Consider the following 24,555-nt stretch of genomic DNA (forward strand, 5'->3'; position numbering starts at 1 on the left):
CCGCTACATGCGGTCCGGCGGCCGTCGCCGTCTGCCCGGGCGTCAGTTCACTCGGGGACGGTGCAGTCGAAGGCGTGCAGGTAGGGGTTGACCGGGCGGATGTCGTCGATGACGAGGCCGGCCTCGGTCAGCCGGCCGACCATGCTGTCGGTGGTGTGCTTCGCCCCGCCGACGTTGAGGAGCAGCAGCAGGTCCATCGCGGTGCTGAACCGCATCGACGGGGTGTCGTCGACGAGGTTCTCGATGACCACGACCCGGGCCCCGGGCCCGCCCGCCCGCATGACGCCCCGCAGGGCGCGGGCGGTGCTGTCGTCGTCCCACTCCAGGATGTTCTTGATGACGTACACGTCGGCCCGTACGGGGATGTCCTCGCGGCAGTCCCCGGGCACGATCCGCACCCGGTCCGCGAGCGAGCCGCCCGCGCGCAGCCGGGGGTCGGCGTTCTCCACGACCCTGGGCAGGTCGAGCAGGGTGCCGTGCATGGACGGGTACTTCTCCAGCAGACTCGCCACCACGTGCCCCTGGCCGCCGCCGATGTCGGCGACCGACGAGCTGCCCGACAGGTCGAGGAGGGCCGCGACATCCTCCGCCGACTGCCGGCTGGAGGTCGTCATGGCGCGGTTGAAGACCTCGGCCGACTGGGGAGCGTCCTCGTTGAGATAGGTGAAGAACTCCTTGCCGTACAGGCCCTCGACGACGTTGCGGCCGCTGCGCACCGCCTCGTCGAGCAGGGGCCACGCGTCCCAGGTCCACGGTTCGGTGCACCACAGGGTGATGTAGCGCAGGCTGTGCGGGTCGTCCTCGCGCAGCAGCCGGGACATGTCGGTGTGCGCGAACGTCCCGTTCTTGTGCTCGGCGAAGACGCCGTAGCAGGTCAGGGCGCGCAGCAGCCGGCGCAGGGGCTTGGGTTCGGCCTTCACCGCGGTCGCGAGGTCGTCCACGGTCATGGGGGTGTCCCCGAGGGCGTCGGCGACTCCGAGCCGGGCGGCCGTGCGGAGGGCGGCGGCACATGCCGCGCCGAACACGAGCTCCCTCAGCCGCATGGGCGGGGGTGGGGCGGTCTGTGCGGTCGTCATGTGCCGCTTTCCTTCCTTCTTCGGTGCACGAGTGGCTGTGGCCGGCCGGTCAGCACAGTCCCGCGGGCTTGGAAGCGCCGCAGGTGTTGCCCTCGAAGGTGTTGTTCTTCCCGGTGGCCGCCGTCTCGGTGTCGACCAGGTCGGCGGGGGAGTTGTCGCGCAGCGAGTTGCCCTTGATCTCGTTCTTCTCGCTGGTGACGCCCACGAAGCTCTTGAACAGGACGATGCCGCCCGACAGCGGGGACTTGCCCGAGTTCCCCCGCACCGTGTTGTCCGCGACCAGCACCTTCTCGGTGCCGGTCAGGACGATTCCGGAGCCCTGGAGGGCGTCGAGGCGCTCGGTCTTCGGGCAGGACTTGTTGTTGGCCACGACGTGGTTGTCGCGCACGACCAGGTCACCGGCCTTGGGCTTGTTCTCGTCGCCGACGACGAAGACGCCGGCGCAGTTGCCGGTGACGGTGTTGGCCGCGACGGCGAGGTTGCGCAGCCGCCGGACCGTGACGCCGATCCGGTTGCCCTCGAGGAGGTTGCGCGCGACGAGGGTTCCCTCGGTGTCGGTGGCGCCCTTCTCGGCCGTGACCGTGTTGGCGAGGAAGATGCCCGCGTCGCCGTTGTCGAGGGCGGCGTTGCCGCGGAAGATGCCGTGGACCGACTGCTCCTGGGCGATGCCCCAGACGCCGTTCTTGACGGCCGTCACGTTCCGCACCGTCAGCCCGTCGGTGGCCGTCGAGTAGAGGCCGGCGCGGGTGAAGCCGGTCACCTTCAGGTCGGCGACGGTGACGCCCTTGACGTTCTTGCCCTTCGTGCCGGTCACGCAGATCCCGTTGCCGCCCTCGGCGCAGGTGCCGGCGGCCGCCTTCTCCGTGCCGGGCTTGAGGACCGTCTCGCGGCCCATGCCGCGCAGGGTGAGCCCGGGGGTGCTCACGTTGACGCTCTCGTGGTAGGTGCCGGGAGTGACCAGGACCGTGTCCCCCGATTCGGCGGCGTCCACCGCCTTCTGGATCGACTCGCCGGGCTTGACCACGTGGGTCATGGGGACGGAGGACGCCGGAGCCGCTCCGAGCCCCGTACCGATCATCGCTGCGGTGCACACCAGGTACACGACATGGCATTTCTTCATATTCGGAAAGATATGCCGGACATATTCGGGCGCGGCCGGGATGAGCCATCCGACGGCGTGTCAGGATGGCAACCTGAGCGGCATGGGCAAGACCGCACTGATCGTCATCGACATGATCAACACCTACGACCATCAGGACGCCGAAGTGCTGATCCCGGCCGCGGAGTCGGTGCTGCCGCAGCTGACCGGCCTGCTGGAGCGGGCGCGACGCCACCACGTCCCCGTGATCTACGCCAACGACAACTTCGGGGAGTGGCGCTCGCACCACGGCGAGATCCTCGACAAGGCCCTCTCGGGGCCGCACGCGAGACTCGTCGAGCCGCTGCGGCCCGACGAGTCGTCCCTCTTCGTGGTCAAGGCGCGCCACTCGATCTTCTTCGAGACCCCGCTGACCTATCTCCTCCACCAGCAGGGGATCGACCGGCTCGTGCTGTGCGGGCAGGTGACCGAGCAGTGTGTGCTGTACTCGGCGCTCGACGCCCACATCCGCCATCTCCAGGTCATCGTCCCGCGCGACGCGGTCGCCCACATCCACGCCGATCTCGCGGACGCCGCCCTGCGCATGATGGAGCGCAACATGGGTGCCCGGGTCTGCGACAGCGACGAGTTGTGGACCTGAGGCGATCCGCGGCGCGGCGGGCCGGGTCGGCCGGCCGGTGTCAGGTCCGCAGGCTGCGCACGGGCAGGACGAGCTGCGCCGCCGTCCGCAGGGTGTCCGGGTGGTTGGCGAAGGCGGCGACCGCCCCGGCCTCGCCGGGCTCGCCGCCGGACCACGGGCGGGTGGCGAAGACGAGGCAGGCGTACCCGCGCTCGTCCACCGCCTCGCGCCACTGCGGCGTGGGCACGAACTGCGCGTTGACGCCCGGCATGGTGAGCGCCGCCGCACCGGGCACGACGAGCAGGGTGACCGGCAGGTCGGTCAGGCCGGTGGCGTCGAGCACGCCGTCGCCCACGGCGATCCCGGAGTGGCTCAGCAGCCCTTCGACGGCGGCCGGGGTCGCCTCCGGGCCGCCCTCGCCGTCGCCGAGGGAGCAGGCGAGGAGGAAGGGGACGTCGCCGTCGGGTGTCTCACGGCTCCAGGACATGATGACGAGCGTGCCGAGGTCGGCGGATCGCAGGGGACGCGGTGCGGTGGAGATCGAGGTCATCGCGAAACCGTAAGCGCGCGCCGGGGCGTTCCCGGACGGCCGTCACCCGACCGGACGACGTCCTCGCCCTTCTTCACACGAACGAGGAGTCTGCCGGACGAGGGTCAGCTCACCGCCGCGACAGCCGGCTGCGGATGTCGTCGAAGTGCCGGTGCACCGCCCGCTCCGCGGCCTCCGCGTCACCCCCGCGCACGGCGTCGACGATCCTGGCGTGCATCCGGGCCAGTTCCTCGCCGTCGGCCGCCGCGCCCAGCCCCTGGGCCTGGGTGCGCACCCGGTGGAAGGCGCTCCAGAAGGCGTCGAGGAGTTCGCTGAGCAGTTCGTTGTCCAGGGAGCGGTGCAGCACCCGGTGGAAGGCGCGGTCGGTGCGGGCCGCGATCTCGCCGGCCTCGCGCACCTCGGTGTGCATCGTCTCCACCAGCGCGTCCAGCTCCGCCAGGTCGGCGTCGGGCAGCCGGCCCGCCAGCCGGTGCATGAGCCCCGCCTCCAGCGCCTCGCGCAGCTGCAGCAGTTCGAGCAGGCTGCCCTGGCCCCGTCGGTGTCCGACCACGGTGCGGAACGCCATGGCCTCGGTCATCGGCTCCAGCGACATGGTGCCGACGTAGGTGCCGAAGCCGCGCCGGATCTCGACGATGTGCATGGCCTGCAGGGACTTGAGCGCCTCGCGCAGCGAGTTGCGGCTGACGCCGAACCGCTCCATCAGCTCCGTCTCGGTGGGCAGCGGGTCGCCGGGGCCGAGGCCCTCCTCGACGATCAGCTCCTTGATCCGCTCCTCGGCGTCGGCGGCGACCGAGCCCATGTGGCGTCCCCTCTCGACCCTTGACATCCCCTGCTCCGTCGTGTGTCACTCTAACAGGACGTAGGACATCCTACGTCCTCGGGTTCCGGGACTCCGGGCGCGCCGCCGCCCCCTGCCCCCGGGACGGAAGAACGGCACGACCTGGAGTCACCGCATGCCCATCCCCACGCCGCTGCGCGGCGTCATCCCCCCGGTCATCACCCCGCTCACCCCGGCAGGGGAGGTCGACACCGGGTCGGTGCGCCGACTGGCCGAGCACCTGATCACGGCCGGTGTGCACGGTCTGTTCCTGCTGGGGTCCAGCGGCGAGACCGCCTATCTCACGGACCGCCAGCGGCTGACCGCGCTCGAAGCCGCCGTGGACGCCGCCGCCGGCCGCGTCCCCGTGCTCGCCGGTGTCATCGAGACCACCACGGCCCGCGTCCTGGACCGGGCGGCCGACGCGGTCCGGGCCGGCGCCGACGCGCTCGTGGCCACGGCGCCCTTCTACACCCGCACCCACCCGGTGGAGATCGCCGACCACTTCCGGCGGATCCGCGAGGGCGCGGGCCTGCCGCTGTTCGCCTACGACATCCCGGTCGCCGTGCACACCAAGCTGCCCCGGGACGTGGTCCTCGGCCTGGCCGCCGACGGCACCCTCGCCGGGCTGAAGGACTCCAGCGGCGACGAGGGCTCGCTGCGCCGGCTGCTGGTCGAACTGCGCGCGCGCACCCCCGACTTCTCGGTGCTCACCGGCTCCGAACTCACCGTGGACGGCGCGCTCCTCGCCGGCGCGGACGGCGTCGTGCCGGGCCTCGGCAACGTCGACGCGCACGGCTACGTACGCCTCTACGCGGCCGCCCGGGCGGGTGACTGGGCCGCCGCCAGGGCGGAGCAGGACCGGCTCGCGGCCCTGTTCGCCCTGACCGACGCGGGCGACCCCGCCCTGATGGGCGCCAGCTCCAGCGCGCTCGGCGCCTTCAAGGCCGCCGCCCGGCTGCTGGGCCTCATCGACTGCGCGGCCACCGCCGCACCGCAGGTGCCGCTCGACGAGGCGGCCGTCGCCCGCGTCCGCACCCGGCTCACCGAGGCCGGACTCCTGTGATCCCCGGACCGGGGCCGCCGGTCCGGCCCCGGTCCCGTCCCCGCATCCCGTCCCTTCCCCTCCCGTCCCGCTGTCCGTCCCCCCCCACGCGCGTCTTCCCACCCGCATTGGATCCGTCATGTCATCTGCGCGCCCCACCCCGACCGCCCCGCCCTGGTACCGCGAGATCACCCGGGAGAAGTGGAAGTCCTTCTTCGCCGCCTGGATCGGCTACCTCCTCGACGGCTTCGACTTCGTGCTCATCACCCTCGTACTGACCGAGATCGCCGACGACTTCGGGCTGTCCACCGTCGAGTCCGCGAGTCTGGTCTCCGGAGCCTTCATCACCCGCTGGCTCGGCGGCGCCGTGCTCGGCGCGCTCGGCGACCGCTTCGGCCGCAAGAGCGCCATGGTGGCCAGCATCCTGCTGTACTCGGTCGGCACCTTCGCCTGCGGCTTCGCCTGGGACTACACCAGCCTGTTCACGGCCCGCCTGCTGATCGGCATGGGCATGGCCGGAGAGTACAGCGCCAGCGCCACCTACGTACTGGAGAGCTGGCCCGCCCGGCTGCGCAACCGCGCCTCCGGATTCCTCATCTCCGGCTTCTCCCTGGGCGGCGTCCTGGCGGCCGAGGTCTACGAGCACGTGGTGCCGGGGCACGGCTGGCGCTGGCTGTTCTACATCGGCCTGTTCCCGGTGGTCGTCGCGCTGTGGGTGCGGCGGGCGCTGCCCGAGGCCGACGACTGGGAGGCCCGGGTGGGCGCCACCGGCGAGCGGCCCAACCCCTTCCGGCCGCTGTTCGCGGGCCGGCGCCGGGCGACGGTCAACACGGTGCTCGCGGTCGTCGCCACGGGAGCGCTGTTCGCGGTCTTCACCCCGCTCGGCGCGGGAGCGGTGCCCGTCCTCTCCGTCGTGGCCACGGCCTGTCTCCTCGCCTTCGCCGTGCAGCTGGGCGGGCGCAAGCGCTGGCTGCTCTTCGTCGCGCTCTGCGTCACCGTCTTCTGCGCCTTCCTCTACAGCTGGCCGGTCCAGGCCCTGCTGCCCACCTACCTCAAGAGCGAACTCGGCTTCACCCCCGCGCAGGTCAGCGACGCGCTCTACTACGCCGGGTTCGGCACGATGGCCGGCTGCATCGTCACCGGCTTCATCGGGGACCGGTTCGGCACCCGCAGGGCGTACGCCTGCACACTCGCCGTCGGCATCGCCTTCGTCTTCCCCGTCTTCGCGATCCGCGACAGCCAACTCAGCCTGGGGATCCTGCTGTTCCTCATGCTCGCCTGCATGCAGGGCATCTCCGGACTGCTGCCGAAGTACATCGCCGGACACTTCCCGACCGAGACCCGCGCCGCGTCCCTGGGCTTCACCTACAACGTCGGCGCGCTGGGCGGCGCCGTCGCCCCCGTGCTCGGTGCCCGGCTGGCGTCGAGCATGTCGCTGGGGCAGTCGCTCGCGGTGCTCACCTTCTCACTGACCCTGGTGGTCATCCTGCTGATCGGCTTCGACGTCCCGAGCCGGCTCAACCGTCTCGTCGACCCCGAGGCCGTGCCGGACTACCTGGCCACCGAGGCGGCGGTGGAGAGCCCGCCGTCCGTGCCGACGGCGAAGTGAGGCGGACGCCGGCCGGAGGGTGGTTCGCCTGCTCCGACCGGAGTAAGGAGACGGCGGACGGTGCGTCGTCAGATCGTCACGTGCGGTAACAGTCCCAGTATGATCTGTAGACGAAATGCTCATCGGAGTGACGTGTGCGGCGCGCACCGCCGTGGGGTCCGGATCGCCGTGGCGGCGCTGCTCGCCACGACCGCACTGGGCGCCACCACCGAAGCGGCCGCCGCACCGTCCGTCCCCCTGCGCACCGACTGGGACGCCATCGCCGCCTGCGAGTCGAGCGGCAACTGGAAGGCCAACACCGGCAACGGCTACTACGGCGGTCTGCAGTTCAAGACGTCGAGCTGGATCGCGGCCGGCGGTCTCAAGTACGCCCCGCGCGCGGACCTCGCCAGCCGCGCGGAGCAGATCGCCGTCGCCGAGCGCCTGGCCCGGATCCAGGGGATGAACGCCTGGGGCTGCGCCTGATGTTCCCGCCCGGCGGTCCTGGGCAGACGTAGGGGTGTGAGCCGCCCGGCCGCAGGAGGGCGAAGGAGGGCTCGGCAGACATGCCACGTCTCCCCGGTGACCGCCTCCCCGACCCGCGCGCACGGCTGGGAGAGATGATCTTCTCCCGCGTGGCGGGCCCGGAGGGCCCGGGCAACCGTGCCCGCATCCACGGCACACCGGGCCCGCGCTGGTTCGGCCCGGAGCGGCCGATCCGGCGGGTGCACGGGGACGCCTCCATGTTCATCGGCGGCCTGTCCGCCCTGCTGCTCCAGTCGCTGCACCCCCTGGCCATGGCCGCGGTCGCCGCGCACTCCGGTTTCCGCGGCGACCCCTGGGGCCGGCTCCAGCGCACCAGCACCTTCCTCGCGGTCACCACCTACGGGACGGCGGACAGCGCGCAGGAGGCGTGCGAGCGGGTACGGGCCGTGCACGAGAGGGTGCGGGGCGTCACGGCCGAGGGTGCGGAATACGCCGCCGCCGACCCGCACCTGCTGTGCTGGGTGCACGTCGCCGAGGCCGACAGCTTCCTGCGCGCCCACCAGCGGTACGGCGCCCACCCTCTGGACGACGACGGGTGCGACGGCTACGTGGCCGACATGGCCCGCATCGCCACCGCGCTCGGCGTGCCGGATCCGCCCGTCGACCGCGCCGGACTCACCGAACGGATCGCCGCCTACCGCGGTGAACTGCGTGCGACCGCCGAGGCGCGCAGCACCGCCCGTTTCCTGCTGCTCAGGCCGCCCGTCCCGCTGCTCGCGCGGCTGCCCTACGGGTTGCTCGCCGCCAACGCGGTGTCCCTGCTGCCGGTCTGGGCCTCACGCGCCCTGGGCCTGCCGCGCGTACCCCCGGCCGAGGGCCTGTGCGTGCGCCCGCTCGGGTCGGCCGTGACCGCGGGCATCCGCTGGGCGATGACGCCGCCCCGGGACGCGGCGTAGGGACGGGCCGCCCGCCGTACGGTACGCCGTGTTGACCGGGGTAGCCCGTGGGCGTGCACTTGCGCCCGGTCGTGCCCGCCCGGCGTTTTTGCCGGGCGGGGGACGGGCAGGGCCCGGCGGGGGAGCAGAGGGGCGGCCCCGGACATCCGGTACGCGGACCCGTCCGGGGCCGGCCTCGGTACCTCGGTGGAGCACCGCCGCCGCGGGCCGCGGCACTCCGTAGCGCCCGCGCGGGCCAGTGCGGCCAGTGTCCCCGTGGACCTCACCGCTCCAGATCCGGACGCCGTGACGACCCGGTTACACCGGGCCCGGGGGCGTGGCGGCCGGAGTCGGGCACCATCGAACGGACACGGGGACACGTCCTGTTCCGCGCCCGGGCCGCCGGCCGGTGACGGGCGCTTCGGGGACCTGGCGGCCGCGGTCACCGCGGCCCCGAAGGGCGGGGACGCCTGCCCCCGCTGTGGCGGAGGCAGGCCGGAACCGGTCGGGTCCCCGGGCAGGAGGGGAAGGGTCAGACGCCCGCCACCGACTGGATCCACGACCGGTAGGCGGTCACGTTCGTGTACGCCGTGGTGGACTGCCGGTCGCTGGTCGAGGCGACGCCGACCTGGACGCCACCGGCCATCATCGGGCCGCCCGAGTCGCCGCCCGCGGTGATGCCGTCGCCGGGGCGGGCGCATATCGCCCGGCCGTTGTAGGCGTCGTAACACCCGCTGGTGACGCTCAGGTTGGCGACCTTGAGGTACCGGGACTGGCAGTTGATCTCCGAGCCGCACCGTGAGGTTGCGCCCCAGCCGTAGACCTGCACGGTCTGACCCACGCGCACCGTGCCCGGCTGACCGAGCGGCGCGTAGGAGGCGGAGACGGAGCGGTCGAGCCGGACCAGCGCGAGGTCCGCCGAGGGATGGGTGGTGGTCTGTGTTCCGTTCGCCACCGTGCCGCCCGAGCCCTGGTCGAGGCTGCCGATACGGAAGGACAGGCCGCCGCCTGTGACGCAGTGCTTGGCCGTCAGGATCCAGGTGGGCGAGACGATGGTCGAGCTGCACGTCTGGGCGCCGTTGGAGAACAGCCGGGCCGCCCAGGGGGCGTTCTGCGCGTAGCCGCCGCCGATGATCGGCTGGGGACCGCCGTCACCGGGGCGGGGCTCCGCCGCCGACGCGTGCGGAGCGAGCGCGAGGGCGGACAGAAGCGTGGCCGTGAGAGCGGCCGTCAGGGTGGGGACGAGTCTGGAGGTTCGCAAGGCTCCTCGATTCCGACGGACACGCGTCGGGACGCGTGTTCGGTCTGTGGGGGCGCCCAGCATCCCGGGCCCGGCCACGGCACCGGCACTCCCGACTTCCCATAACGCGGCGTTATGCCGCGGGACGGTCCGGTCGGTGGTGCGCGCCGCCCACGTCCGCGGCAGTGCGGACGGAGACGGTCACGGCGTCGCCGCGGCCTGTGGCCTCCGGCGGCCCGGGCGGGCGGTGTCCCTGAGCCGGACCGCCGGCAACAGGGCCCGGATTCCGTGGGTCAGCGCAGCAGCAGTTGCACGAGGGCCACGGTCCCGACCGTCACCACCAGCGTCCGCAGGACGACGGGCTTGAAGCGGCGGCCCACCTTGGCCCCGCCGTACCCGCCGAGGGCCGAGCCGACCGCCAGCAGGCCGACGGCGGTCCAGTCGAAGTCCGCGGCGAAGAGGAAGAAGAGCGCGGCGACGGTGTTGACGACGGCGGCGAGGACGTTCTTGACGGCGTTGAGGCGTTGCAGCGGCTCGTCGAGGAGCATGCCCATCAGGGACAGGTAGATGATCCCCTGCGCGGCCGTGAAGTAGCCGCCGTAGACGCTGGCCAGGGTCAGGCCGGTGAACAGCAGTGGACCGCCGTCCCGGCGCGGGGAGGCGCCGGTGCGCGCACGGCGGCGCTGCACCCACGTGCCGATCCGGGGCTGCAGCGCCACCAGCACCAGGGCGAGGCCCACCAGGACCGGCACGACCGTCTCGAAGGCGTCCTCCGGGAGCGCGAGCAGCAGTGTGGCGCCCGCGAGACCGCCCATCAGGGCGCCGGCGCTCAGCTTCAGGACCCGCCGCCGCTGGCCGCGCAGTTCCTCGCGGTAGCCGATGGCCCCGCTGATGGAGCCGGGGATGAGGCCGAGGGCGTTGGAGACGGTGGCGGTGACCGGCGACAGGCCCGTGGCCAGCAGCACGGGAAAGGTGATCAGGGTGCCGGAGCCGACCACGCTGTTGATGGCACCCGCCCCGACGCCGGCCGCGAACACCGCGGCCATGGCCTCGGGCGTCACCCCGGGCCGTCCGAGGCCGTACCACGGGGCGGCCGGAAGGTGTCTGGTGCATCTTTCACGGGGCCGACTGTACCCACCGGCAGAAATGGTACGTCCGGTGGTACCCAACCGTTCCTGGATGGACGGTTCTTGACGTTAATTCACCTGATCATGCGGTGATACGATCACCGCGTTTGCGGAGCGGGCGGATGGGTGAAAGACGGCATCCCCGACTTCAGGGACCGCCCGGACAGGTACCCCGGTACGGGCGGTCCACCGGCCGTCCGCGTAGACGGGAATTCAGCAAGCCGGCCGTCAGTCGCCTGAAGAGAGTCTTATGACGGAATACACAGGGAACCCCTTGCTCTGGGTGGCCCTCGTCGCCCTCGTGGCCGCCGCCGTGCTCATCAGCCGCCAGCGCAGGGCGGCCCGGGCGTTGCGGCAGCAGGTGCAGGGACTCAAGGACCACTACACCGAGCTGGAGAACGATTACGGAAAATCCGTACAGGCCGCCCAGGAACGGGCCGAGGACGAGACCAAGACCGTCCTGAAGTCCGCCATGCGGACCCTTCAGGGCCTCGCCGCGGAACAGCAGCTCGTCCTCTCCCGCCTGCAGACCAAGTACGGCGACTCGGCCCTCCTCCAGGACCTCTTGGAGATCGACCACACCAACTCGCAGTTCGGCCGGCGTGCCCAGTCCATCGCCGTGCTCTGCGACGGCTGGCTCGGCGGGCGGCGCGACACCGCCTCGGTGTACGACGTGGTGCGCAGCGCGCAGGGGCGCATCCGGCACTTCCGCAGGGTGGACATCCTCTCCCAGGTCGACTTCGGCATCACCAGCCGGGCCGTGGAGCCCGTCGCCCTGGCCCTCGCCGAACTGCTCGACAACGCCACCAGCTACTCCAGCCCCGACACCGTCGTCGAGATCAACCTCCGGACCGTGCCCAAGGGCATCTGCGTGGTCGTCGACGACGCCGGTGTGGGCATGAGCGACGAGGAGCGCGCCCGCGCCGACCGGCTGCTCGCCACCGAGCGCGCCTCGGGCGTGGCCGGGCTCGGCAATCCGCCGCAGTTCGGCTTCGCCGTCATCGGCCTGCTGTGCGAACGATTCGGCTTCGAGGTGTCGGTGGACTCCTCGTCCCCCTACGGAGGTGTACGGGCGGTGGTCCTGCTGCCGCACGAACTGCTCACCGGCATGCCGGAGAAGAAGACTCCCGCCCCCGCCGCCCACGCCACCGCCCGGCCGGTCCGGGACGGCGGCCCCGAGGCCGCGCCCGTCTCGGCACGCACCGACGACGGTCTGCCCCGGCGGCGCCGCAAGCGGCCGATGGCCATCGTGCCCGGCAACGAGCCCACCCCCCGCCCGGCGGGCCGCTCCGACTCCGAGCAGGCACAGGTCATGGGTGCCTTCCAGCGGGGAACGCGGTCCGGCCGGGACACCGACCCCGAGGGCACCGACCGGACGCGCAGAACACCTGGTGCCAGCAGCGAAGGACATGAGGTCTCGTGAACGACGATCTGTCATGGATGCTCGACAGTGCCCTGGAGATTCCGGGCGCCCTGCACGCCGTCCTGATATCCGCCGACGGCCTGCTGATGGCCCGGACGCAGGACTTCGACAAGGACGACGCCGACCGGGTCGCCGCCGCGATGAGCGGGGTGCAGTCGCTCAGCCGCACCCTCGCCTTCTTCTGTGAGGACCCCAGCCAGTCCTGGCGCCAGACCCTGGTCGAGTTCGACGGCGGCTGGGTGTTCCTGATCTCCGCCGGCGAGGGCGCCTACCTCGGTGTCTCCGCCTCCCCCGAGGTGGACATGGCCGACATCACCTTCCGGATGCAGCAGCTCGTCGCCCAGCTCGGCAAACGGCTGACGACACCGCCGCGCGAGAACCTCGGCGCCCGCTCATGACCGGCCACGACGGCTGGGAGCCCGAGGCGCCGGAGTTAGTACGGCCGTACGTCATCACCAAGGGCCGCGGCCTGCCCGACGAGGACCACCTCTCCCTCATCACCCTCGTCACCGCCTCCGCCGAGGACACCCGGCGGCCGCTGCGGCTCTCCCCCGAGGAGCAGAGCCTGCTGGACCTCTGCTCGGCCGGCTACCTCTCGGTCGCCGAGATCGCCGGACACACCCACTTCCCGCTCGGCGTGGTGCGGATCCTGCTGGCCTCCCTGATGGAGGGCGGCCACCTCATGACCCGCCCGCCGGTGGCCCGCGCCCGGCTCGCGGACCGGGAGATCCTGGAGGAGGTGCTCAATGGGCTCCGCGCCAAGTTTGGATGAGCGGGACTACGTACGCGGCGGGGCGACCCAGACCGCGGTCAAGATCCTCGTCGTCGGACACTTCGCGGTGGGCAAGACCACTCTCATCGGCTCCATCTCGGAGATCGAGCCGCTGTCCACCGAGGAGACGATGACGCAGGCCGCCGAGTCGGTCGACGACCTGGGCGGCGTGCAGGGCAAGACCACCACCACGGTCGCCATGGACTTCGGCCGCCTCACCATCAGCGACCGCGTCGTCCTCTACCTCTTCGGCACCCCCGGCCAGCAGCGCTTCGTCCAGATGTGGGAGGACATGGCACGCGGCGCGCTCGGCGCCCTGGTGCTGGTCGACCCCGAGCGGCTGGCGGACTCCTTCCCCGTGATCGACCTCATCGAGCACTACGGGCTCGACTACGCCATCGCCGTCAACCACTTCGACGGCACCCCGCTGCGCGACGAACACGCGCTGCGCGAGGCGCTCGACCTGCTCGACGACACCCCCGTCGTCACCTGCGACGCCCGCGACGAGAAGTCCTCGGCGGCCGCACTGACCACCCTCGTCCGCTACTTGCTGGACCGCACCCGCTAGGAGCTGGGAGCAGACATGAACGCTCACGACACGGCCCCGGTGCCGCCGCCCGGGTGCCCGGCCCACGGCTCCGGCGCCAGAGTGCCCCTGCACGGACCGGAGTTCGCCGCCGACCCGCAGGCGTACTACGAGTACCTGCGCCACTACGGTGCCGCGGCGCCCGTCGAACTGGCCCCGGGGGTCGAGGCGACCCTGGTCACGGACTACGCCGCCGCCCTCCAGCTGCTCCAGGACTCCGGATCCTTCCGCAAGGACGCCCGGCGCTGGCGGGCCTTCAACGAGGGCAAGGTCGGCCCGGACAGTCCGGTCGCGCCCCTGCTCGCCTACCGGCCCAACTGCATGTTCGCCGACGGCGCCGACCACCTCAGGCTCCGCCAGGCCGTCACCGACAGCATGGCGCGGGTGGACACCCGGCGGCTGAGCCGGAGCACGGAGCAGATCTCCGGCTACCTCATCTCCCAGTTCGCCGCCCGCGGCTCCGCCGACCTGCTCGGCGACTACGCCAAGCAGCTGCCGCTGTTCGTGTTCAACGAACTCTTCGGCTGCCCCGCCGACATCGGTGACCGGGTGCTGTTCGGCATCTCCGGCATGTTCGACGGCGTCAACGCCGAGAAGGCCACCGAGGTGCTCTTCCAGGCGGTGGGGGAACTCGTCGCGCTCAAGCGGAGCAGGCCCGGCGACGACGTCACCTCCTGGTTGATGCGGCACGAGGCGGGCCTCAGCGACGAGGAGATGGTCCACCAGCTCGCCCTGCTCCTCGGCGCGGGCGCCGAGCCCCTGCGCAACCTCATCGGCAACACGCTGCACCGTCTCCTCACCCACGAGCGGTACGCGCGCGAGGGCGGCCTGATCGACGAGGCGCTGGACGACACGCTGTGGGAGAACCCGCCCATGTCGAACTACGCGCCGCACTACCCGGCCGCCGACACGGAACTCGCCGGACAGCACCTCCAGGCGGGCGACCTCGTACTGGTCAGCTTCGCCGCGGCCAACACCGGCCCGGCCCTCAGGGCCTCCCGCCAGGCCGGCAGCAACCGCGCGCACCTCGCCTGGAGCGCCGGACCGCACGCCTGCCCGTCCAAGGAACCGGCCCGGCACATCACGGTCACCGCCATCGAGCACCTGTTCAACGAGCTGCCGGATGTCGAACTCGCCGTACCGGAGGACAGCCTGACCTGGCGTCCGGGCCCCTTCAACCGGGCCCTGGCCACCCTGCCGGCCCGCTTCACCCCGGCCCGCACCGGACGCGGTGCCGAACCGCGGCCGGCCCCGGGTGCGGCGGAGCCCGAGGCCGCCGCCCCGGCCGGGCCGGCCGAACGCAGCGGCATGTGGAGTCAGTTCCTCAACTGGCTCACACGGTGATCTGTACAACACCCACCCAACCAGCCCCTTCCGCATGAAGGTTGAACGGCACGGGTAGTGAGCAACGCGGCATTCAAGTTGCTTACGAATAAAAGGAGGTGTCGTGGACCACATATCCACGAACGCCGCTTTCCCGCCGCCGAAACCCCCGATACCCGCCTCTCCAGGCGGGTATCACTCTGAGCGGCCCCGGCCCGGGACGGGCCGGTGACCGCGCCGACGGGAACGGACCCGCGGGGCATCCCGACACTCGGCGCCCTCACGGGCGGCCAGCTGCGAAGACTCGGCGCGGTCGCCGGCCTCGCCGGAGCGGACACCGAGACCTACGCCCGGGTCCTGACGGACTCCCTGGGACCGGTGGCCGGGCGGCCGCTCCACCTGCCGCCGCCCTACCGCACCTTCCTCTCCGACGACCACACCCCCGTCGAGTTCTCCCTCTCCTTCCGGCCGGACGCGGCCCCCGTTCTGCGGGTGCTCGTCGAACCTGGCTGCGGCGCAGACAGCCTGGCTCACAACGGCCGCGTCGGACTGGAGACGGTCCGGAAGATGGCGCGCCGGTGGCGGTTCGGCACCGGCCCCCTCGACGAGGTGACGGACCTCTTCCTGCCGTCCGCTCCGCACGGCCCCCTGGCCCTGTGGTGCGCGCTGGAGCTGACACCCGGAGGTGTGCCCAAGGTCAAGGTCTACCTGAACCCCGCCGCCAACGGAGAGGAACTCTCCGCCGCGACGGTGCGGGAGGCCATGCGCCGACTGGGCCTCGGGAGGGCCTACGCCAACCTGCCGCCGGGCAGCGGCCATCCGTTCCTCGCCCTGGACCTGGGGGACTGGGAGGAACCCCGGGTGAAGGTCTACGTACGCCACGACAGCCTGACCGCCGCCCGCGCCGGGAGACTGTCCCGCATGATCCCGGAGCCGGTTCCGGCCGACGTCGAGGGCTTCTTCCACACGGTCGCGGGCGCCGGGCCAGGGGCGACGGGACTCGACGGGCTGCCCGGCCTGTCCTGCCACTCCTTCACCGGCCCGGCGGACCCCCGGCCCAGCGGGTTCACCCTGCACATCCCGGTCAGGGACTACGCCCCGCACGACGGGGAGGCACTGGTCCGGGCGTCGCGGCTGCTGCGCCGGTACGGCATGGACGCCTCGGTGCTGGTCCGGGCGCTGGCCGCCGTCACCGACCGGCGGCCGGAGGACGGGGTCGGGCTCATCGCTTACCTGGCACTGGCCCTCCAGCGGGGCCGGCCGCCGCGGGTGACGGCGTACCTCTCCTCGGAGGCGTACGCGGTCCGGCCGCCCGCCGGGGTGCCGGTACGGCATCCGGTCGCGGTGCACTGAGCCGGCCGCCCGGCACACCACAGGGGCTCCCGGTCGATCACCGGGAGCCCCTGGGCGTGGAGTCCTGCGGGGCGGTCACACGGGCAGCAACTCCCGGAACTGGGCCAGATACGGGCCCACGTCGACCTGGATCGAGGCGCCCTCGGTCCGGCCGTAGCGCTGGGCCACCGAGGTGAGGTAGGTGCCGATCTCCTCGCGCATCGCCTCCACCGCGGGCAGTTCGGCCTCGCCGTCGATGATCCGCGCCACCCACTCCGCCTGCGCCTCCACCAGCCGGGTGATCGCGCCCACGGGCCGGACCAGCCCGACGAAGTAGAGTCCCGGCCGCTCGGCCGGGACGACCCGTCGGTACAGCTCGACCGAACCGCCCGCCGCCACCGGGCAGCCGGCCGGCAGGAAGGGGAAGGTCATGTGGAAGCCGGTGCAGTACACGACGGCGTCCGCGCTCGTGGAGGTGCCGTCCGTGAAGACGACCCGGTCGCCGTCGAAGGAGGCGATCGCGGGCTTCGGGGTCACGGCGCCGTGCCGGATCCGGCTGAGGATCTCGTCCGAGAGGGTCACGGCGGAGGAGAAGACCGGGTGGTCGGGCTCGGGCAGGCCGTAGTCCGACAGTCTGCCGCGTGCGACGAGCAGCGACCGCTCCACCCAAGCGCGCTGCTCGGCGAAGGACATCTCGGTCCACCAGGGCGCCTCGGCGATCTCGTCGACCGACATCCCGAAGAGCTGCTTGGGCACGATGTGCAGTCCCCGCCGCACCGACAGCACGGTCTCCTCGGCGTGCCGCGAGAGGTCGGCCGCGATGTCCACGGCGGACGCCCCGAGCCCGACGACGACCACCCTGCGTCCGTCGAAGTCGGCGCCGTCACGGTAGTCGAGGGAGTGCAGAATCGTTCCGTCGAAGGAGTCGGCGCCGGGCGGGAGGGGGTCGGGCAGGGCCGGGTCGGTGTGGTGCCCGGAGGCGACGATCACCTGCTCGAAGCGGCGGGCCGACTCGGTGCCCTCCGCGTCGCGGCTGACCACCGTCCACGCGCCGTCCGGGGCCTGCCACACGGCGACCACCTCGGTCCGCAGCTCGACGTGGTCGAGCAGGCCCGCCCACTCGGCGAAGGAGCGCAGATACGCGGCGACCTGGCTGTGCCGGGGGTAGAGCGGGTACGAGGACGGCATGGGGAAACCGGCGTATCCGGTCAGCTGCTTCGCGGTGTTCAGGTGCAGCGACAGGTAGCCCGGCCCCCGCTCGCCGGCCTCCGGCTGCCGCCAGATCCCGCCGACGTCCGGTGCCCTCTCCAGGCAGACGAAGCCGATGTCCCGCTCCTTGAGGGAGTGCGCCACCGCCAATCCCGACAGACCTGCACCGATCACACACACACGCACGGGAATTCCCCCCAGGACGGACGCAACCTCCCCCGATCACGCATTCACTGCCCATCCGTACCTCTCCGCACACCAGCACGAGGAGTGAACGGACGTGTCCGTCCTCACGTTTCACGCGCCGCGCAGATCCCGGACCCGGCGGATCTTGCCGAGGGAGCGCTCCAGGGTCTCCGGCGCGACGACCTCCACCTCGACCGTGACGCCCACTCCGTCCTTGACGCCCTGGACGATCGCCCGGGCGGCGGCCTCGCGCTGCTCGGGACCGGCGGCGGGGCGGGCCTCGACCCGCACGGTCATGTGATCCATCCGGCCGCGCTCGGAGAGCCGGATCTGGAAGTGCGGGGCGACGCCCGGCGTGCGCAGCACGATCTCCTCGATCTGGGTGGGGAAGACGTTCACCCCACGCATGATGATCATGTCGTCGCAGCGGCCGGTGACCTTCTGCATCCGGCGGAAGGCTGGACGGGCGGTGCCCGGCAGCAGGCGTGACAGGTCGCGCGTGCGGTAGCGGACGACCGGCAGCGCCTCCTTGGTGAGGGAGGTGAAGACGATCTCGCCCTCCTCGCCCTCGGGCAGGACGGCGTCCGTGAGCGGGTCCACCACCTCCGGATAGAAGTGGTCCTCCCACACGTGCAGCCCGTCCTTGGTCTCGACGCACTCCTGCGCCACACCCGGGCCGATCACCTCGGACAGCCCGTATATGTCCACCGCGTGGATGCCGACGCGCTCCTCGATCTCGCGGCGCATCTCCTCGGTCCACGGCTCGGCGCCGAAGATGCCCACCTTCAGCGAGGTGGAGCGCGGGTCGACGCCCTGCCGCTCGAACTCGTCGAGCAGGGTGAGCATGTAGGAGGGGGTGACCATGATGATCTCGGGCTTGAAATCCTGGATGATCTGCACCTGGCGCGCGGTCATGCCGCCGGAGGCCGGGATCACCGTGCATCCGGCGCGTTCGGCGCCGTAGTGCGCGCCGAGACCGCCGGTGAACAGGCCGTAGCCGTAGGAGATGTGCACCTTGTGGCCGGGGCGCCCGCCCGCGGCCCGGATCGAACGGGCGACGACGTCCGCCCACATGGAGAGGTCGTTGTCCGTGTACCCGACGACGGTGGCGCGGCCGGTGGTGCCGCTGGAGGCGTGCACCCGCCGCACGTCCTCCATCGGGACCGCGAACATCCCGAAGGGGTAGGTGTCCCGCAGGTCCGCCTTGGTGGTGAAGGGGAACCGGGAGAGGTCCGCCAGGCTGCGGCAGTCGTCCGGGGTGACCCCGGCGGTGTCGAACTTCTTGCGGTACAGCTCCACGTTCTCGTAGGCGTGCCGCAGGGTCGCGCGCAGCCGGTCCAGCTGGAGCTCGGCGAGCTGCTCCCGGGAGAGGCGCTCGGCGTCGTCCAGCAGGTCGTGGGGGAGTGGCTCACCCGGGCGGGGTGCCGGGGCCGCCCCGGTCGTCGGCTCGCTGCTCATCACGGCTCCTTCGTCGTCGTGCCAGGCGTGCGGCTCCCGGTGCTGTCCCGCATGCTGCGGCTGCGTCCGCGGAACTCCGCGATCACCTCGTCGCCGCGCCGCACGCTCACGTCGTACACGCCGCTGCGGCCGAACCGGGCCCTTTCCTCGGCGCGTGCCACGAGGACGTCGCCCTCGCGGGCCGGGGTGACGAAGACGATGTCGGCGCCGGCCGCGACGGTCACCGGACCGTGGCTGTTGCAGGCGCAGGCGAAGGCGGTGTCGGCGAGGAGGAACAGAAAGCCGCCGTGGGCGATCCGGTGTCCGTTCACCATCGCCGGGGTCACGGTCATCCGGAGCACGGCGGTCCCCTCGCCGTGCTCGACCAGCTCGATGCCCAGCCCCCGGGAGGCCTCGTCCGCGGAGAACATCGTCTCCGTGGGTGTCGGCCCAGTGGCCTGCGACATCCGTCCCACCACCCTTCCCACCACTTGCTGTCCCGACCGACCATTCGGTTAGGGCGCGGCATGGCCCAGTAATCCAGCCGCGTGGGCGCCCTGTCAAGAGTGTGAGCGGCGGGGTCCCGGGTCTTGCCCGGTGCCCGGAAACCCGTCACACTGGTACCGAACGAATGGTCGGTTGGGAAGCTGGTGACGATGACCACGACACACGCCGCCGAGGCGCCGCCCCCGGACGGTCTCCAGGAGCACTTCGACGCGACGATCGCGCACGACCAGCGCATCGAGCCGCGCGACTGGATGCCCGAGGGTTACCGGAAGACGCTGATCCGGCAGATCGCCCAGCACGCGCACTCGGAGATCATCGGCATGCAGCCGGAGGGCGAGTGGATCACCCGGGCGCCGTCGCTGCGCCGCAAGGCGATCCTGTTCGCCAAGGTCCAGGACGAGGCCGGACACGGCCTGTACCTGTACTCGGCGGCCGAGACCCTCGGTGCCGACCGCGACGACCTCACCCAGCGCCTGATCGAGGGCCGGCAGAAGTACTCGTCGATCTTCAACTACCCGACCCTCAGCTTCGCCGACGTCGGCGTGATCGGCTGGTTCGTGGACGGCGCGGCCATCTGCAACCAGGTACCGCTGTGCCGCAGCTCGTACGGCCCGTACGCGCGCGCGATGGTGCGCATCTGCAAGGAGGAGTCGTTCCACCAGCGGCAGGGCTACGAGCTGCTGATGACCATGATGCGCGGCACCGCGGCCCAGCGCGAGATGGTCCAGGACGCGGTGGACCGCTGGTGGTGGCCGTCCCTGATGATGTTCGGCCCGCCCGACGACGCCTCGCCCAACTCGGCGCAGTCGATGGCCTGGAAGATCAAGCGGCACAGCAACGACGAGCTGCGCCGCCGCTTCGTCGACATGACCGTTCCGCAGGCCGAGAAGCTCGGCGTCACCCTGCCCGACCCTCAGCTGCGGTGGAACGAGGAGGCGGGGCACCACGACTTCGGCACCCCGGACTGGGACGAGCTGATGCGGGTCATCAAGGGCGACGGCCCGTGCAACGCACAGCGGAGCGAGCGGCGGCGGACCGCCCACGAAGAGGGCGCCTGGGTGCGCGAGGCGGCCACCGCCCACGCAGCCAAGCAGGCCGCCCGCGCGGCGAAGGGAGCGGTGGCATGACCCCCGAGAAGACCGAGAAGCCCCGGAAGCAGGGCTGGCCGCTGTACGAGGTCTTCGTGCGCGGCAAGCGCGGCCTCAACCACGTGCACGTCGGCTCGCTGCACGCGGCCGACGACGCCATGGCCCTCACCCACGCCCGCGACCTCTACACCCGGCGCAACGAGGGCGTGAGCATCTGGGTCGTCCGCTCCGAGCACGTCGCCGCCTCCACCCGCGACGAGAAGGACCCCTTCTTCGCCCCCAGCGCGGACAAGGTCTACCGCCACCCGACCTTCTACGACATCCCCGACGACGTCCCCCACATCTAGGAGCAGGGCATGAGCGACGACCACGTCTACCTCACCCTGGCCGAGGGGCACGAGGACGACACCCGCTGGGCCTACGGCACCGGCTTCGAGGACCCGCTGCACGGCGTCGACACCACCGTGCCCGAGGGCGTCGACGCCGCCGCACTGGCCGCGGACTGCGTGGCGCTGGCCGACGACGCCCTGATCAGCGCCCAGCGGCTCGCCGAGTGGGTCACCCGCGCCCCGGAGCTGGAGGAGGAGGTGGCGCTGGCCAACATCGGCCTCGACCTCCTCGGCCAGGCCCGCCTGCTGTACGCGCGCGCCGGGCAGGTCGACGGCACCGGCCGCGACGAGGACGCCTTCGCCTACTTCCGCGACGCCGGCGACTTCCGCAACGTGACCCTGGCCGAACTCCCGCGCGGCGACTTCGCGTTCGCCGTGGTGCGGCTGCTGGTGCTCTCCAGCTGGCGGCTGGCCCACTTCCAGCGGCTGGTGGACCACCCCGACCCGGTCCTCGCGGCGGTCGCGGCCAAGGGCGTCAAGGAACTGGCCTACCACCGGCAGTACGCCGCCGAGTGGGCCGTCCGCCTGGGCGACGGCACCGACGAGTCGCGGCGCAGGATGCACGCGGCGCTGGACGCGGTCGCCCCGTACCTCGGCGAGCTGCACACGGCGTACGACGTACGGGACGAGGTCGCCGACGTGCTGCGCCAGGTCACCGAGGCGGCCGGCCTGCCCCTGCCGGTGTACCGTCCGCTGCCCGGCTCCGGCCGTGCCGGCGAGCACACCGAGCATCTGGCGCCGCTGCTCACCGAGTTGCAGGGCGTCGCCCGCGCCCACCCGGAGGCGACATGGTGACCGTGCTCCCGGAGACCGCCCGCGCCCGCCGCGTCGCCGAGCGGGTGCCGGACCCCGAGCTGCCCATGCTGACCCTCGCCGACCTCGGCGTCCTGCGCGGCGTCGAGGTCGGCGCGGACGGCACCGTGGTGGCGAGCCTGACCCCCACCTACTCGGGCTGCCCGGCCATGGCCGAGATGCGCGCGGACGTCGCCGCCCGGCTGCGGGACGCCGGATACGAGCGCGTGGAGATCCGCACGGTCCTCGACCCGCCCTGGACCAGCGACTGGATCACCGAGTCCGGCCGCCGCAAGCTAGCCGAGCACGGCATCGCCCCGCCCGGTCCCGCACCCCGTGGCGGCCCGGTTCCTCTCGTGCTGTCACCCACCCGGGCGGCGGTGCCGTGTCCCCGCTGCGGCTCGGCGGACACCGAGGAGACCTCCCGCTTCGCCGCCACGTCCTGCAAGGCCCTGTGGCGCTGCCGGGCCTGCCGCGAGCCGTTCGAGTACGTCAAGGAGATCTGATGGCCCCGACCGCCCCCGTCCCGGCAGCGCCGGTGCGCGCCCGCCGCCGGCCCGCCTTCCACCGTCTGCGGGTGGCAGCCGTCGAGCGGCTGTGCGCGGACGCGGTGGCCGTGAGCTTCGAGATCCCGGACGAGCTGGCCGGGGAGTTCGCCTTCGCGCCCGGCCAGTCGCTCACCCTGCGGCGCGAGGTGGACGGCCGGGACGAACGGCGCTCGTACTCGATCTGCGCACCGGCCGGTTCGGTGCCGCGCATCGGGGTCCGGGTGGTGCCCGGCGGGGTGTTCTCCTCGTGGCTGGTCGAGGAGGTGCGGCCCGGCGACACCGTCGAGGTCATGGCGCCCACCGGGCTGTTCACCCCCGACCTGACCGTCCCCGGCCACCACGTGCTGATCGCGGCCGGGTCGGGCATCACGCCCATGGTGTCCATCGCCGAGTCGGTGCTGGCCGCCGACGACCGGTCGTCCGTCACCCTGTTCTACGGCAACCGCCGCACGGACACGGTCATGTTCGCCGACGATCTGGCCGACCTGAAGGACCTCCACCCGACCCGCTTCCACCTGGCCCACGTGCTCTCCCGCGAACCCCGCGAGGCCGAGGTGCTCTCCGGCCGGCTGGACGCCGGACGGCTCTCGGCGCTCATCGGCTCGCTGGTGGACGTGGCGGCCGCCGACCACTGGTGGCTGTGCGGCCCGCAGGGCATGGTCGCCGACGCCCAGCAGGTCCTGGCCGGCCTCGGCGTCCCGGCGGACCGGGTCCACCGGGAGCTGTTCTTCGCCGATGACGAGCCCGTGCGGGAGGTCCGCCACGAGGAGACCGGCCCGCAGGGACCCGTCAGCGAGGTCACCGTCACCCTGGACGGCCGCTCCACCATCGCCTCGCTGTCCCGGGAGCGGACGCTGCTCGACGGAGCCCAGCAGACCCGGCCCGACCTGCCCTTCGCCTGCAAGGGCGGGGTCTGCGGCACCTGCCGCGCCCTGGTCACCGACGGCAAGGCGGACATGCGCCGCAACTACGCCCTCGAGGACGCCGAGGTCGACGCCGGGTACGTGCTGACCTGCCAGACGTACCCGGTCTCCGAGAAGCTGACCGTGGACTACGACAGCTGAGCCGCGGTCACCCGGCGCCGCCTCACGCCGGGTTGTCGCCGTGGGTGAGGGTCTCCCAGGCGACGAAGAGGTTGTTCGATCCGGACGGGCGGGTGCGCTCGGTCAGGGCCTGGGTGTTGTCCATGGCGTGGCCGAGGCGGTTGTGCAGGGCGTTGTAGCCGACCTCCGTGACCGGGCCTAGGCCCAGGTGCACGGAGCCCCCGCACAGCCAGTCCGGGACCGCCGCGCCCTGCTCGTACTTGGCCTGGAAGCCGAGCGCGTGCCGCAGCCGCTCGCCCACGTCGGTGCCGTACAGGTCCTGCCCCTGGATCCGGCTGGTCTCGGCGACGTGCGCGATGGACGAGATGCCGTACCCGGTGTGGGTGAAGTCCCGGCAGGTCTCCTGGGTGAGGCCGGTGACGAAGGTGGACTGGCCCTGCCAGTACTTGACGATCTTGTCCCGGGTGTTGAGGTTCTGGCTCGGCACGGTCCTGGGCAGGCCCCCGTCGGAGGCCAGGTACACGTACGCGGCCGTGCGGGTGCGGAACTTGGCCATGGCCCTGTCGTAGGACGCCTTGTCCTCCAGGAAGACGGAGATGCCGACGGCGGCCTCCATCATCGTCAGCTCCCAGTTGCCGTTGGAGTGGGAGCCGTTGATGATCTCGGGCAGGTAGACGTCGCGGAGCATGGTGGCGAAGCGGCCGGAGTTGGCCCACGAGCCGGTGTACGTGTACTTGATGATCTCCGCGGCCTTGGGCCAGGACGAGCCGGCCCAGCCGGTCTGGAGCGGGGCGTTGCTGTTGGTGTGGTCCCGGATCACCGCGGACCACGCGTCCATCAGCTCGATCGCCTTGCGCGCGTACCGCTCGTCGCGGGTCAGGTACCAGGTCAGCGCGTTGGTGTAGGCCGCGATCGCGTCCTCGCGCTCGTCGGTGCAGCCGATGTTGGGGTTCGAGTAGGAACCGCACTCGACCACCGCGCGGGGCTTGGGGACGCGGTTCAGGTCGGCGTACCTGCTCCGCATCATCTGGTCGAAGGCGCCCTTCCAGGGCTGGGCCCCGGCCTGCACCTTGGCGCGGGCGAAGTCGAGCTGGCCCTCGGAGACGGTGACTCCGGGGTGGGTGAACGCGGCCGGTGCGGCCTGCGCGCGGGGAGCGGCCGGGCCGGGTCCCGCCAGGAGGGTGCCGGCCAGCGCGGCGGTGAGGGCCGTGAGGAGGACGGCTCGGGATCTGCGGTGGCGGGATGTGGAAGCAGAGGACATGTGGGGGGTCCATCCGTTCGTCTACGTGAACGCTGAGTGTTGTTCTGAACGTTCGACTGCGCGGTGACGATAGGTAG

At 72.1% G+C, this 24,555-nt stretch carries 26 protein-coding genes; 16 read left to right on the plus strand and 10 right to left on the minus strand.

Annotated elements, in window-relative coordinates:
• Positions 1 to 47: 47 nt before the first annotated feature.
• Positions 48 to 1,076 (minus strand): methyltransferase, encoded by a 1,029-nt coding sequence (locus ACFW01_RS34540; RefSeq protein WP_234959860.1) that lies wholly within the window; start codon positions 1,074 to 1,076, stop codon positions 48 to 50.
• 49 nt (positions 1,077 to 1,125) lie between these two features.
• The gene (locus ACFW01_RS34545) at positions 1,126 to 2,196 is read right to left on the minus strand and encodes a nitrous oxide reductase family maturation protein NosD (protein ID WP_384510294.1); all 1,071 of its coding nucleotides are present in this window, start codon (positions 2,194 to 2,196) and stop codon (positions 1,126 to 1,128) included.
• Positions 2,197 to 2,278: 82 nt separating this feature from the next.
• Between ACFW01_RS34545 and ACFW01_RS34550 the strand changes: the two genes are divergently transcribed.
• On the plus strand, positions 2,279 to 2,815 hold the full coding sequence (locus ACFW01_RS34550; protein WP_384510296.1) for a cysteine hydrolase family protein: 537 nt from the start codon (positions 2,279 to 2,281) through the stop codon (positions 2,813 to 2,815).
• A 40-nt stretch (positions 2,816 to 2,855) separates the two neighbouring features.
• Here the strand turns inward: ACFW01_RS34550 and ACFW01_RS34555 are convergent, their stop codons facing one another.
• Positions 2,856 to 3,344, minus strand: a complete 489-nt coding sequence (locus ACFW01_RS34555; RefSeq protein WP_234959863.1) for a DUF5949 family protein — start codon at positions 3,342 to 3,344, stop codon at positions 2,856 to 2,858.
• 109 nt (positions 3,345 to 3,453) lie between these two features.
• Complete coding sequence (locus tag ACFW01_RS34560) at positions 3,454 to 4,170, minus strand: FadR/GntR family transcriptional regulator (protein WP_234959864.1); 717 nt, start codon at positions 4,168 to 4,170, stop codon at positions 3,454 to 3,456.
• Positions 4,171 to 4,297: 127 nt separating this feature from the next.
• Here ACFW01_RS34560 and ACFW01_RS34565 point away from each other — a divergent pair, with 127 nt between their 5' ends.
• The 4 genes from ACFW01_RS34565 to ACFW01_RS34580 all read left to right on the plus strand — a co-directional run bounded on the left by ACFW01_RS34565 (position 4,298) and on the right by ACFW01_RS34580 (position 8,236).
• Positions 4,298 to 5,227, plus strand: a complete 930-nt coding sequence (locus ACFW01_RS34565) for a dihydrodipicolinate synthase family protein (protein WP_384510300.1) — start codon at positions 4,298 to 4,300, stop codon at positions 5,225 to 5,227.
• Between the two features lie 118 nt (positions 5,228 to 5,345).
• Positions 5,346 to 6,815 carry a sialate:H+ symport family MFS transporter gene (locus ACFW01_RS34570; protein WP_234959866.1) on the plus strand — a complete coding sequence of 490 codons (1,470 nt, stop codon included), beginning with the start codon at positions 5,346 to 5,348 and terminating at the stop codon, positions 6,813 to 6,815.
• Positions 6,816 to 6,914: 99 nt separating this feature from the next.
• Positions 6,915 to 7,280, plus strand: coding sequence for a transglycosylase family protein (locus ACFW01_RS34575; RefSeq protein WP_234959867.1), 366 nt, complete (start codon positions 6,915 to 6,917; stop codon positions 7,278 to 7,280).
• Positions 7,281 to 7,360: 80 nt separating this feature from the next.
• Positions 7,361 to 8,236 (plus strand): oxygenase MpaB family protein, encoded by an 876-nt coding sequence (locus ACFW01_RS34580; protein WP_234959868.1) that lies wholly within the window; start codon positions 7,361 to 7,363, stop codon positions 8,234 to 8,236.
• 511 nt (positions 8,237 to 8,747) lie between these two features.
• On the opposite strand, the gene ACFW01_RS34585 is transcribed toward ACFW01_RS34580, so the two are convergent.
• Both ACFW01_RS34585 and ACFW01_RS34590 read right to left on the minus strand, forming a co-directional pair.
• A complete protein-coding gene (locus ACFW01_RS34585) occupies positions 8,748 to 9,476 on the minus strand; it encodes a S1 family peptidase (protein ID WP_384510305.1) in 729 nt (242 codons plus the stop codon).
• Positions 9,477 to 9,748: 272 nt separating this feature from the next.
• On the minus strand, positions 9,749 to 10,501 hold the full coding sequence (locus ACFW01_RS34590) for a sulfite exporter TauE/SafE family protein (RefSeq protein ID WP_234959951.1): 753 nt from the start codon (positions 10,499 to 10,501) through the stop codon (positions 9,749 to 9,751).
• Between the two features lie 331 nt (positions 10,502 to 10,832).
• On the opposite strand from ACFW01_RS34590, the gene ACFW01_RS34595 reads away from it, so the two are divergent.
• From ACFW01_RS34595 to ACFW01_RS34620, 6 genes are all read left to right on the plus strand, one after another.
• Positions 10,833 to 12,005, plus strand: a complete 1,173-nt coding sequence (locus tag ACFW01_RS34595) for a sensor histidine kinase KdpD (RefSeq protein WP_234959871.1) — start codon at positions 10,833 to 10,835, stop codon at positions 12,003 to 12,005.
• Positions 12,002 to 12,403: a roadblock/LC7 domain-containing protein gene (locus ACFW01_RS34600; RefSeq protein WP_109032225.1), complete on the plus strand. Its 402-nt coding sequence runs from the start codon at positions 12,002 to 12,004 to the stop codon at positions 12,401 to 12,403. The genes ACFW01_RS34595 and ACFW01_RS34600 overlap by 4 nt, the downstream gene beginning before the upstream one ends.
• Positions 12,400 to 12,777: a DUF742 domain-containing protein gene (locus ACFW01_RS34605; protein ID WP_161328003.1), complete on the plus strand. Its 378-nt coding sequence runs from the start codon at positions 12,400 to 12,402 to the stop codon at positions 12,775 to 12,777. Before ACFW01_RS34600 ends, ACFW01_RS34605 begins: the two co-directional genes overlap by 4 nt.
• Positions 12,752 to 13,345: an ATP/GTP-binding protein gene (locus ACFW01_RS34610; RefSeq protein ID WP_122617770.1), complete on the plus strand. Its 594-nt coding sequence runs from the start codon at positions 12,752 to 12,754 to the stop codon at positions 13,343 to 13,345. Before ACFW01_RS34605 ends, ACFW01_RS34610 begins: the two co-directional genes overlap by 26 nt.
• 15 nt (positions 13,346 to 13,360) lie before the next feature.
• The gene (locus tag ACFW01_RS34615) at positions 13,361 to 14,707 is read left to right on the plus strand and encodes a cytochrome P450 (RefSeq protein WP_234959872.1); all 1,347 of its coding nucleotides are present in this window, start codon (positions 13,361 to 13,363) and stop codon (positions 14,705 to 14,707) included.
• Between the two features lie 207 nt (positions 14,708 to 14,914).
• Positions 14,915 to 16,039: a tryptophan dimethylallyltransferase family protein gene (locus ACFW01_RS34620; protein ID WP_384510312.1), complete on the plus strand. Its 1,125-nt coding sequence runs from the start codon at positions 14,915 to 14,917 to the stop codon at positions 16,037 to 16,039.
• Positions 16,040 to 16,114: 75 nt separating this feature from the next.
• Here the strand turns inward: ACFW01_RS34620 and ACFW01_RS34625 are convergent, their stop codons facing one another.
• From ACFW01_RS34625 to paaI, 3 genes are all read right to left on the minus strand, one after another.
• Positions 16,115 to 17,413: an NAD(P)-binding domain-containing protein gene (locus ACFW01_RS34625; protein ID WP_234959874.1), complete on the minus strand. Its 1,299-nt coding sequence runs from the start codon at positions 17,411 to 17,413 to the stop codon at positions 16,115 to 16,117.
• 111 nt (positions 17,414 to 17,524) lie between these two features.
• A complete protein-coding gene (gene paaK, locus ACFW01_RS34630) occupies positions 17,525 to 18,871 on the minus strand; it encodes a phenylacetate--CoA ligase PaaK (protein ID WP_384510315.1) in 1,347 nt (448 codons plus the stop codon).
• Positions 18,871 to 19,317, minus strand: a complete 447-nt coding sequence (gene paaI / locus ACFW01_RS34635) for a hydroxyphenylacetyl-CoA thioesterase PaaI (RefSeq protein WP_384510318.1) — start codon at positions 19,315 to 19,317, stop codon at positions 18,871 to 18,873. Before paaI ends, paaK begins: the two co-directional genes overlap by 1 nt.
• Positions 19,318 to 19,506: 189 nt before the next feature.
• On the opposite strand from paaI, the gene paaA reads away from it, so the two are divergent.
• Genes paaA through paaE form a run of 5 tightly spaced genes read left to right on the plus strand, consistent with a single transcriptional unit; the run spans position 19,507 to position 23,238 of the window.
• Positions 19,507 to 20,484: a 1,2-phenylacetyl-CoA epoxidase subunit PaaA gene (gene paaA / locus ACFW01_RS34640; RefSeq protein ID WP_234959877.1), complete on the plus strand. Its 978-nt coding sequence runs from the start codon at positions 19,507 to 19,509 to the stop codon at positions 20,482 to 20,484.
• Positions 20,481 to 20,792, plus strand: coding sequence for a 1,2-phenylacetyl-CoA epoxidase subunit PaaB (paaB, locus tag ACFW01_RS34645; RefSeq protein WP_234959878.1), 312 nt, complete (start codon positions 20,481 to 20,483; stop codon positions 20,790 to 20,792). Before paaA ends, paaB begins: the two co-directional genes overlap by 4 nt.
• A gap of 9 nt (positions 20,793 to 20,801) precedes the next feature.
• Positions 20,802 to 21,629, plus strand: coding sequence for a 1,2-phenylacetyl-CoA epoxidase subunit PaaC (gene paaC, locus ACFW01_RS34650; RefSeq protein WP_384510323.1), 828 nt, complete (start codon positions 20,802 to 20,804; stop codon positions 21,627 to 21,629).
• Positions 21,623 to 22,132 (plus strand): 1,2-phenylacetyl-CoA epoxidase subunit PaaD, encoded by a 510-nt coding sequence (gene paaD / locus ACFW01_RS34655; RefSeq protein ID WP_234959880.1) that lies wholly within the window; start codon positions 21,623 to 21,625, stop codon positions 22,130 to 22,132. The genes paaC and paaD overlap by 7 nt, the downstream gene beginning before the upstream one ends.
• Positions 22,132 to 23,238 carry a 1,2-phenylacetyl-CoA epoxidase subunit PaaE gene (gene paaE / locus ACFW01_RS34660; RefSeq protein WP_234959881.1) on the plus strand — a complete coding sequence of 369 codons (1,107 nt, stop codon included), beginning with the start codon at positions 22,132 to 22,134 and terminating at the stop codon, positions 23,236 to 23,238. Before paaD ends, paaE begins: the two co-directional genes overlap by 1 nt.
• A 22-nt stretch (positions 23,239 to 23,260) precedes the next feature.
• Here the strand turns inward: paaE and ACFW01_RS34665 are convergent, their stop codons facing one another.
• Positions 23,261 to 24,478 (minus strand): alginate lyase family protein, encoded by a 1,218-nt coding sequence (locus ACFW01_RS34665; protein ID WP_384510327.1) that lies wholly within the window; start codon positions 24,476 to 24,478, stop codon positions 23,261 to 23,263.
• Positions 24,479 to 24,555 lie beyond the last annotated feature (77 nt).

Source organism: Streptomyces sp. NPDC058985, assembly GCF_042740985.1.
Classification (GTDB): domain Bacteria; phylum Actinomycetota; class Actinomycetes; order Streptomycetales; family Streptomycetaceae; genus Streptomyces.

What these genes read in the sequence shown, in the direction of transcription:
- ACFW01_RS34540 (WP_234959860.1), bottom strand. Translation starts at nt 1,076, where the DNA reads ATGACGACCGCACAGACCGCCCCACCCCCGCCCATGCGGCTGAGGGAG.
- ACFW01_RS34545 (WP_384510294.1), bottom strand. Translation starts at nt 2,196, where the DNA reads ATGAAGAAATGCCATGTCGTGTACCTGGTGTGCACCGCAGCGATGATC.
- ACFW01_RS34550 (WP_384510296.1), top strand. Translation starts at nt 2,279, where the DNA reads ATGGGCAAGACCGCACTGATCGTCATCGACATGATCAACACCTACGAC.
- ACFW01_RS34555 (WP_234959863.1), bottom strand. Translation starts at nt 3,344, where the DNA reads ATGACCTCGATCTCCACCGCACCGCGTCCCCTGCGATCCGCCGACCTC.
- ACFW01_RS34560 (WP_234959864.1), bottom strand. Translation starts at nt 4,170, where the DNA reads ATGTCAAGGGTCGAGAGGGGACGCCACATGGGCTCGGTCGCCGCCGAC.
- ACFW01_RS34565 (WP_384510300.1), top strand. Translation starts at nt 4,298, where the DNA reads ATGCCCATCCCCACGCCGCTGCGCGGCGTCATCCCCCCGGTCATCACC.
- ACFW01_RS34570 (WP_234959866.1), top strand. Translation starts at nt 5,346, where the DNA reads ATGTCATCTGCGCGCCCCACCCCGACCGCCCCGCCCTGGTACCGCGAG.
- ACFW01_RS34575 (WP_234959867.1), top strand. Translation starts at nt 6,915, where the DNA reads ATGATCTGTAGACGAAATGCTCATCGGAGTGACGTGTGCGGCGCGCAC.
- ACFW01_RS34580 (WP_234959868.1), top strand. Translation starts at nt 7,361, where the DNA reads ATGCCACGTCTCCCCGGTGACCGCCTCCCCGACCCGCGCGCACGGCTG.
- ACFW01_RS34590 (WP_234959951.1), bottom strand. Translation starts at nt 10,501, where the DNA reads ATGGCCGCGGTGTTCGCGGCCGGCGTCGGGGCGGGTGCCATCAACAGC.
- ACFW01_RS34595 (WP_234959871.1), top strand. Translation starts at nt 10,833, where the DNA reads ATGACGGAATACACAGGGAACCCCTTGCTCTGGGTGGCCCTCGTCGCC.
- ACFW01_RS34605 (WP_161328003.1), top strand. Translation starts at nt 12,400, where the DNA reads ATGACCGGCCACGACGGCTGGGAGCCCGAGGCGCCGGAGTTAGTACGG.
- ACFW01_RS34610 (WP_122617770.1), top strand. Translation starts at nt 12,752, where the DNA reads ATGGGCTCCGCGCCAAGTTTGGATGAGCGGGACTACGTACGCGGCGGG.
- ACFW01_RS34615 (WP_234959872.1), top strand. Translation starts at nt 13,361, where the DNA reads ATGAACGCTCACGACACGGCCCCGGTGCCGCCGCCCGGGTGCCCGGCC.
- paaK (WP_384510315.1), bottom strand. Translation starts at nt 18,871, where the DNA reads ATGAGCAGCGAGCCGACGACCGGGGCGGCCCCGGCACCCCGCCCGGGT.
- paaI (WP_384510318.1), bottom strand. Translation starts at nt 19,317, where the DNA reads ATGTCGCAGGCCACTGGGCCGACACCCACGGAGACGATGTTCTCCGCG.
- paaA (WP_234959877.1), top strand. Translation starts at nt 19,507, where the DNA reads ATGACCACGACACACGCCGCCGAGGCGCCGCCCCCGGACGGTCTCCAG.
- paaB (WP_234959878.1), top strand. Translation starts at nt 20,481, where the DNA reads ATGACCCCCGAGAAGACCGAGAAGCCCCGGAAGCAGGGCTGGCCGCTG.
- paaC (WP_384510323.1), top strand. Translation starts at nt 20,802, where the DNA reads ATGAGCGACGACCACGTCTACCTCACCCTGGCCGAGGGGCACGAGGAC.
- paaD (WP_234959880.1), top strand. Translation starts at nt 21,623, where the DNA reads ATGGTGACCGTGCTCCCGGAGACCGCCCGCGCCCGCCGCGTCGCCGAG.
- paaE (WP_234959881.1), top strand. Translation starts at nt 22,132, where the DNA reads ATGGCCCCGACCGCCCCCGTCCCGGCAGCGCCGGTGCGCGCCCGCCGC.
- ACFW01_RS34665 (WP_384510327.1), bottom strand. Translation starts at nt 24,478, where the DNA reads ATGTCCTCTGCTTCCACATCCCGCCACCGCAGATCCCGAGCCGTCCTC.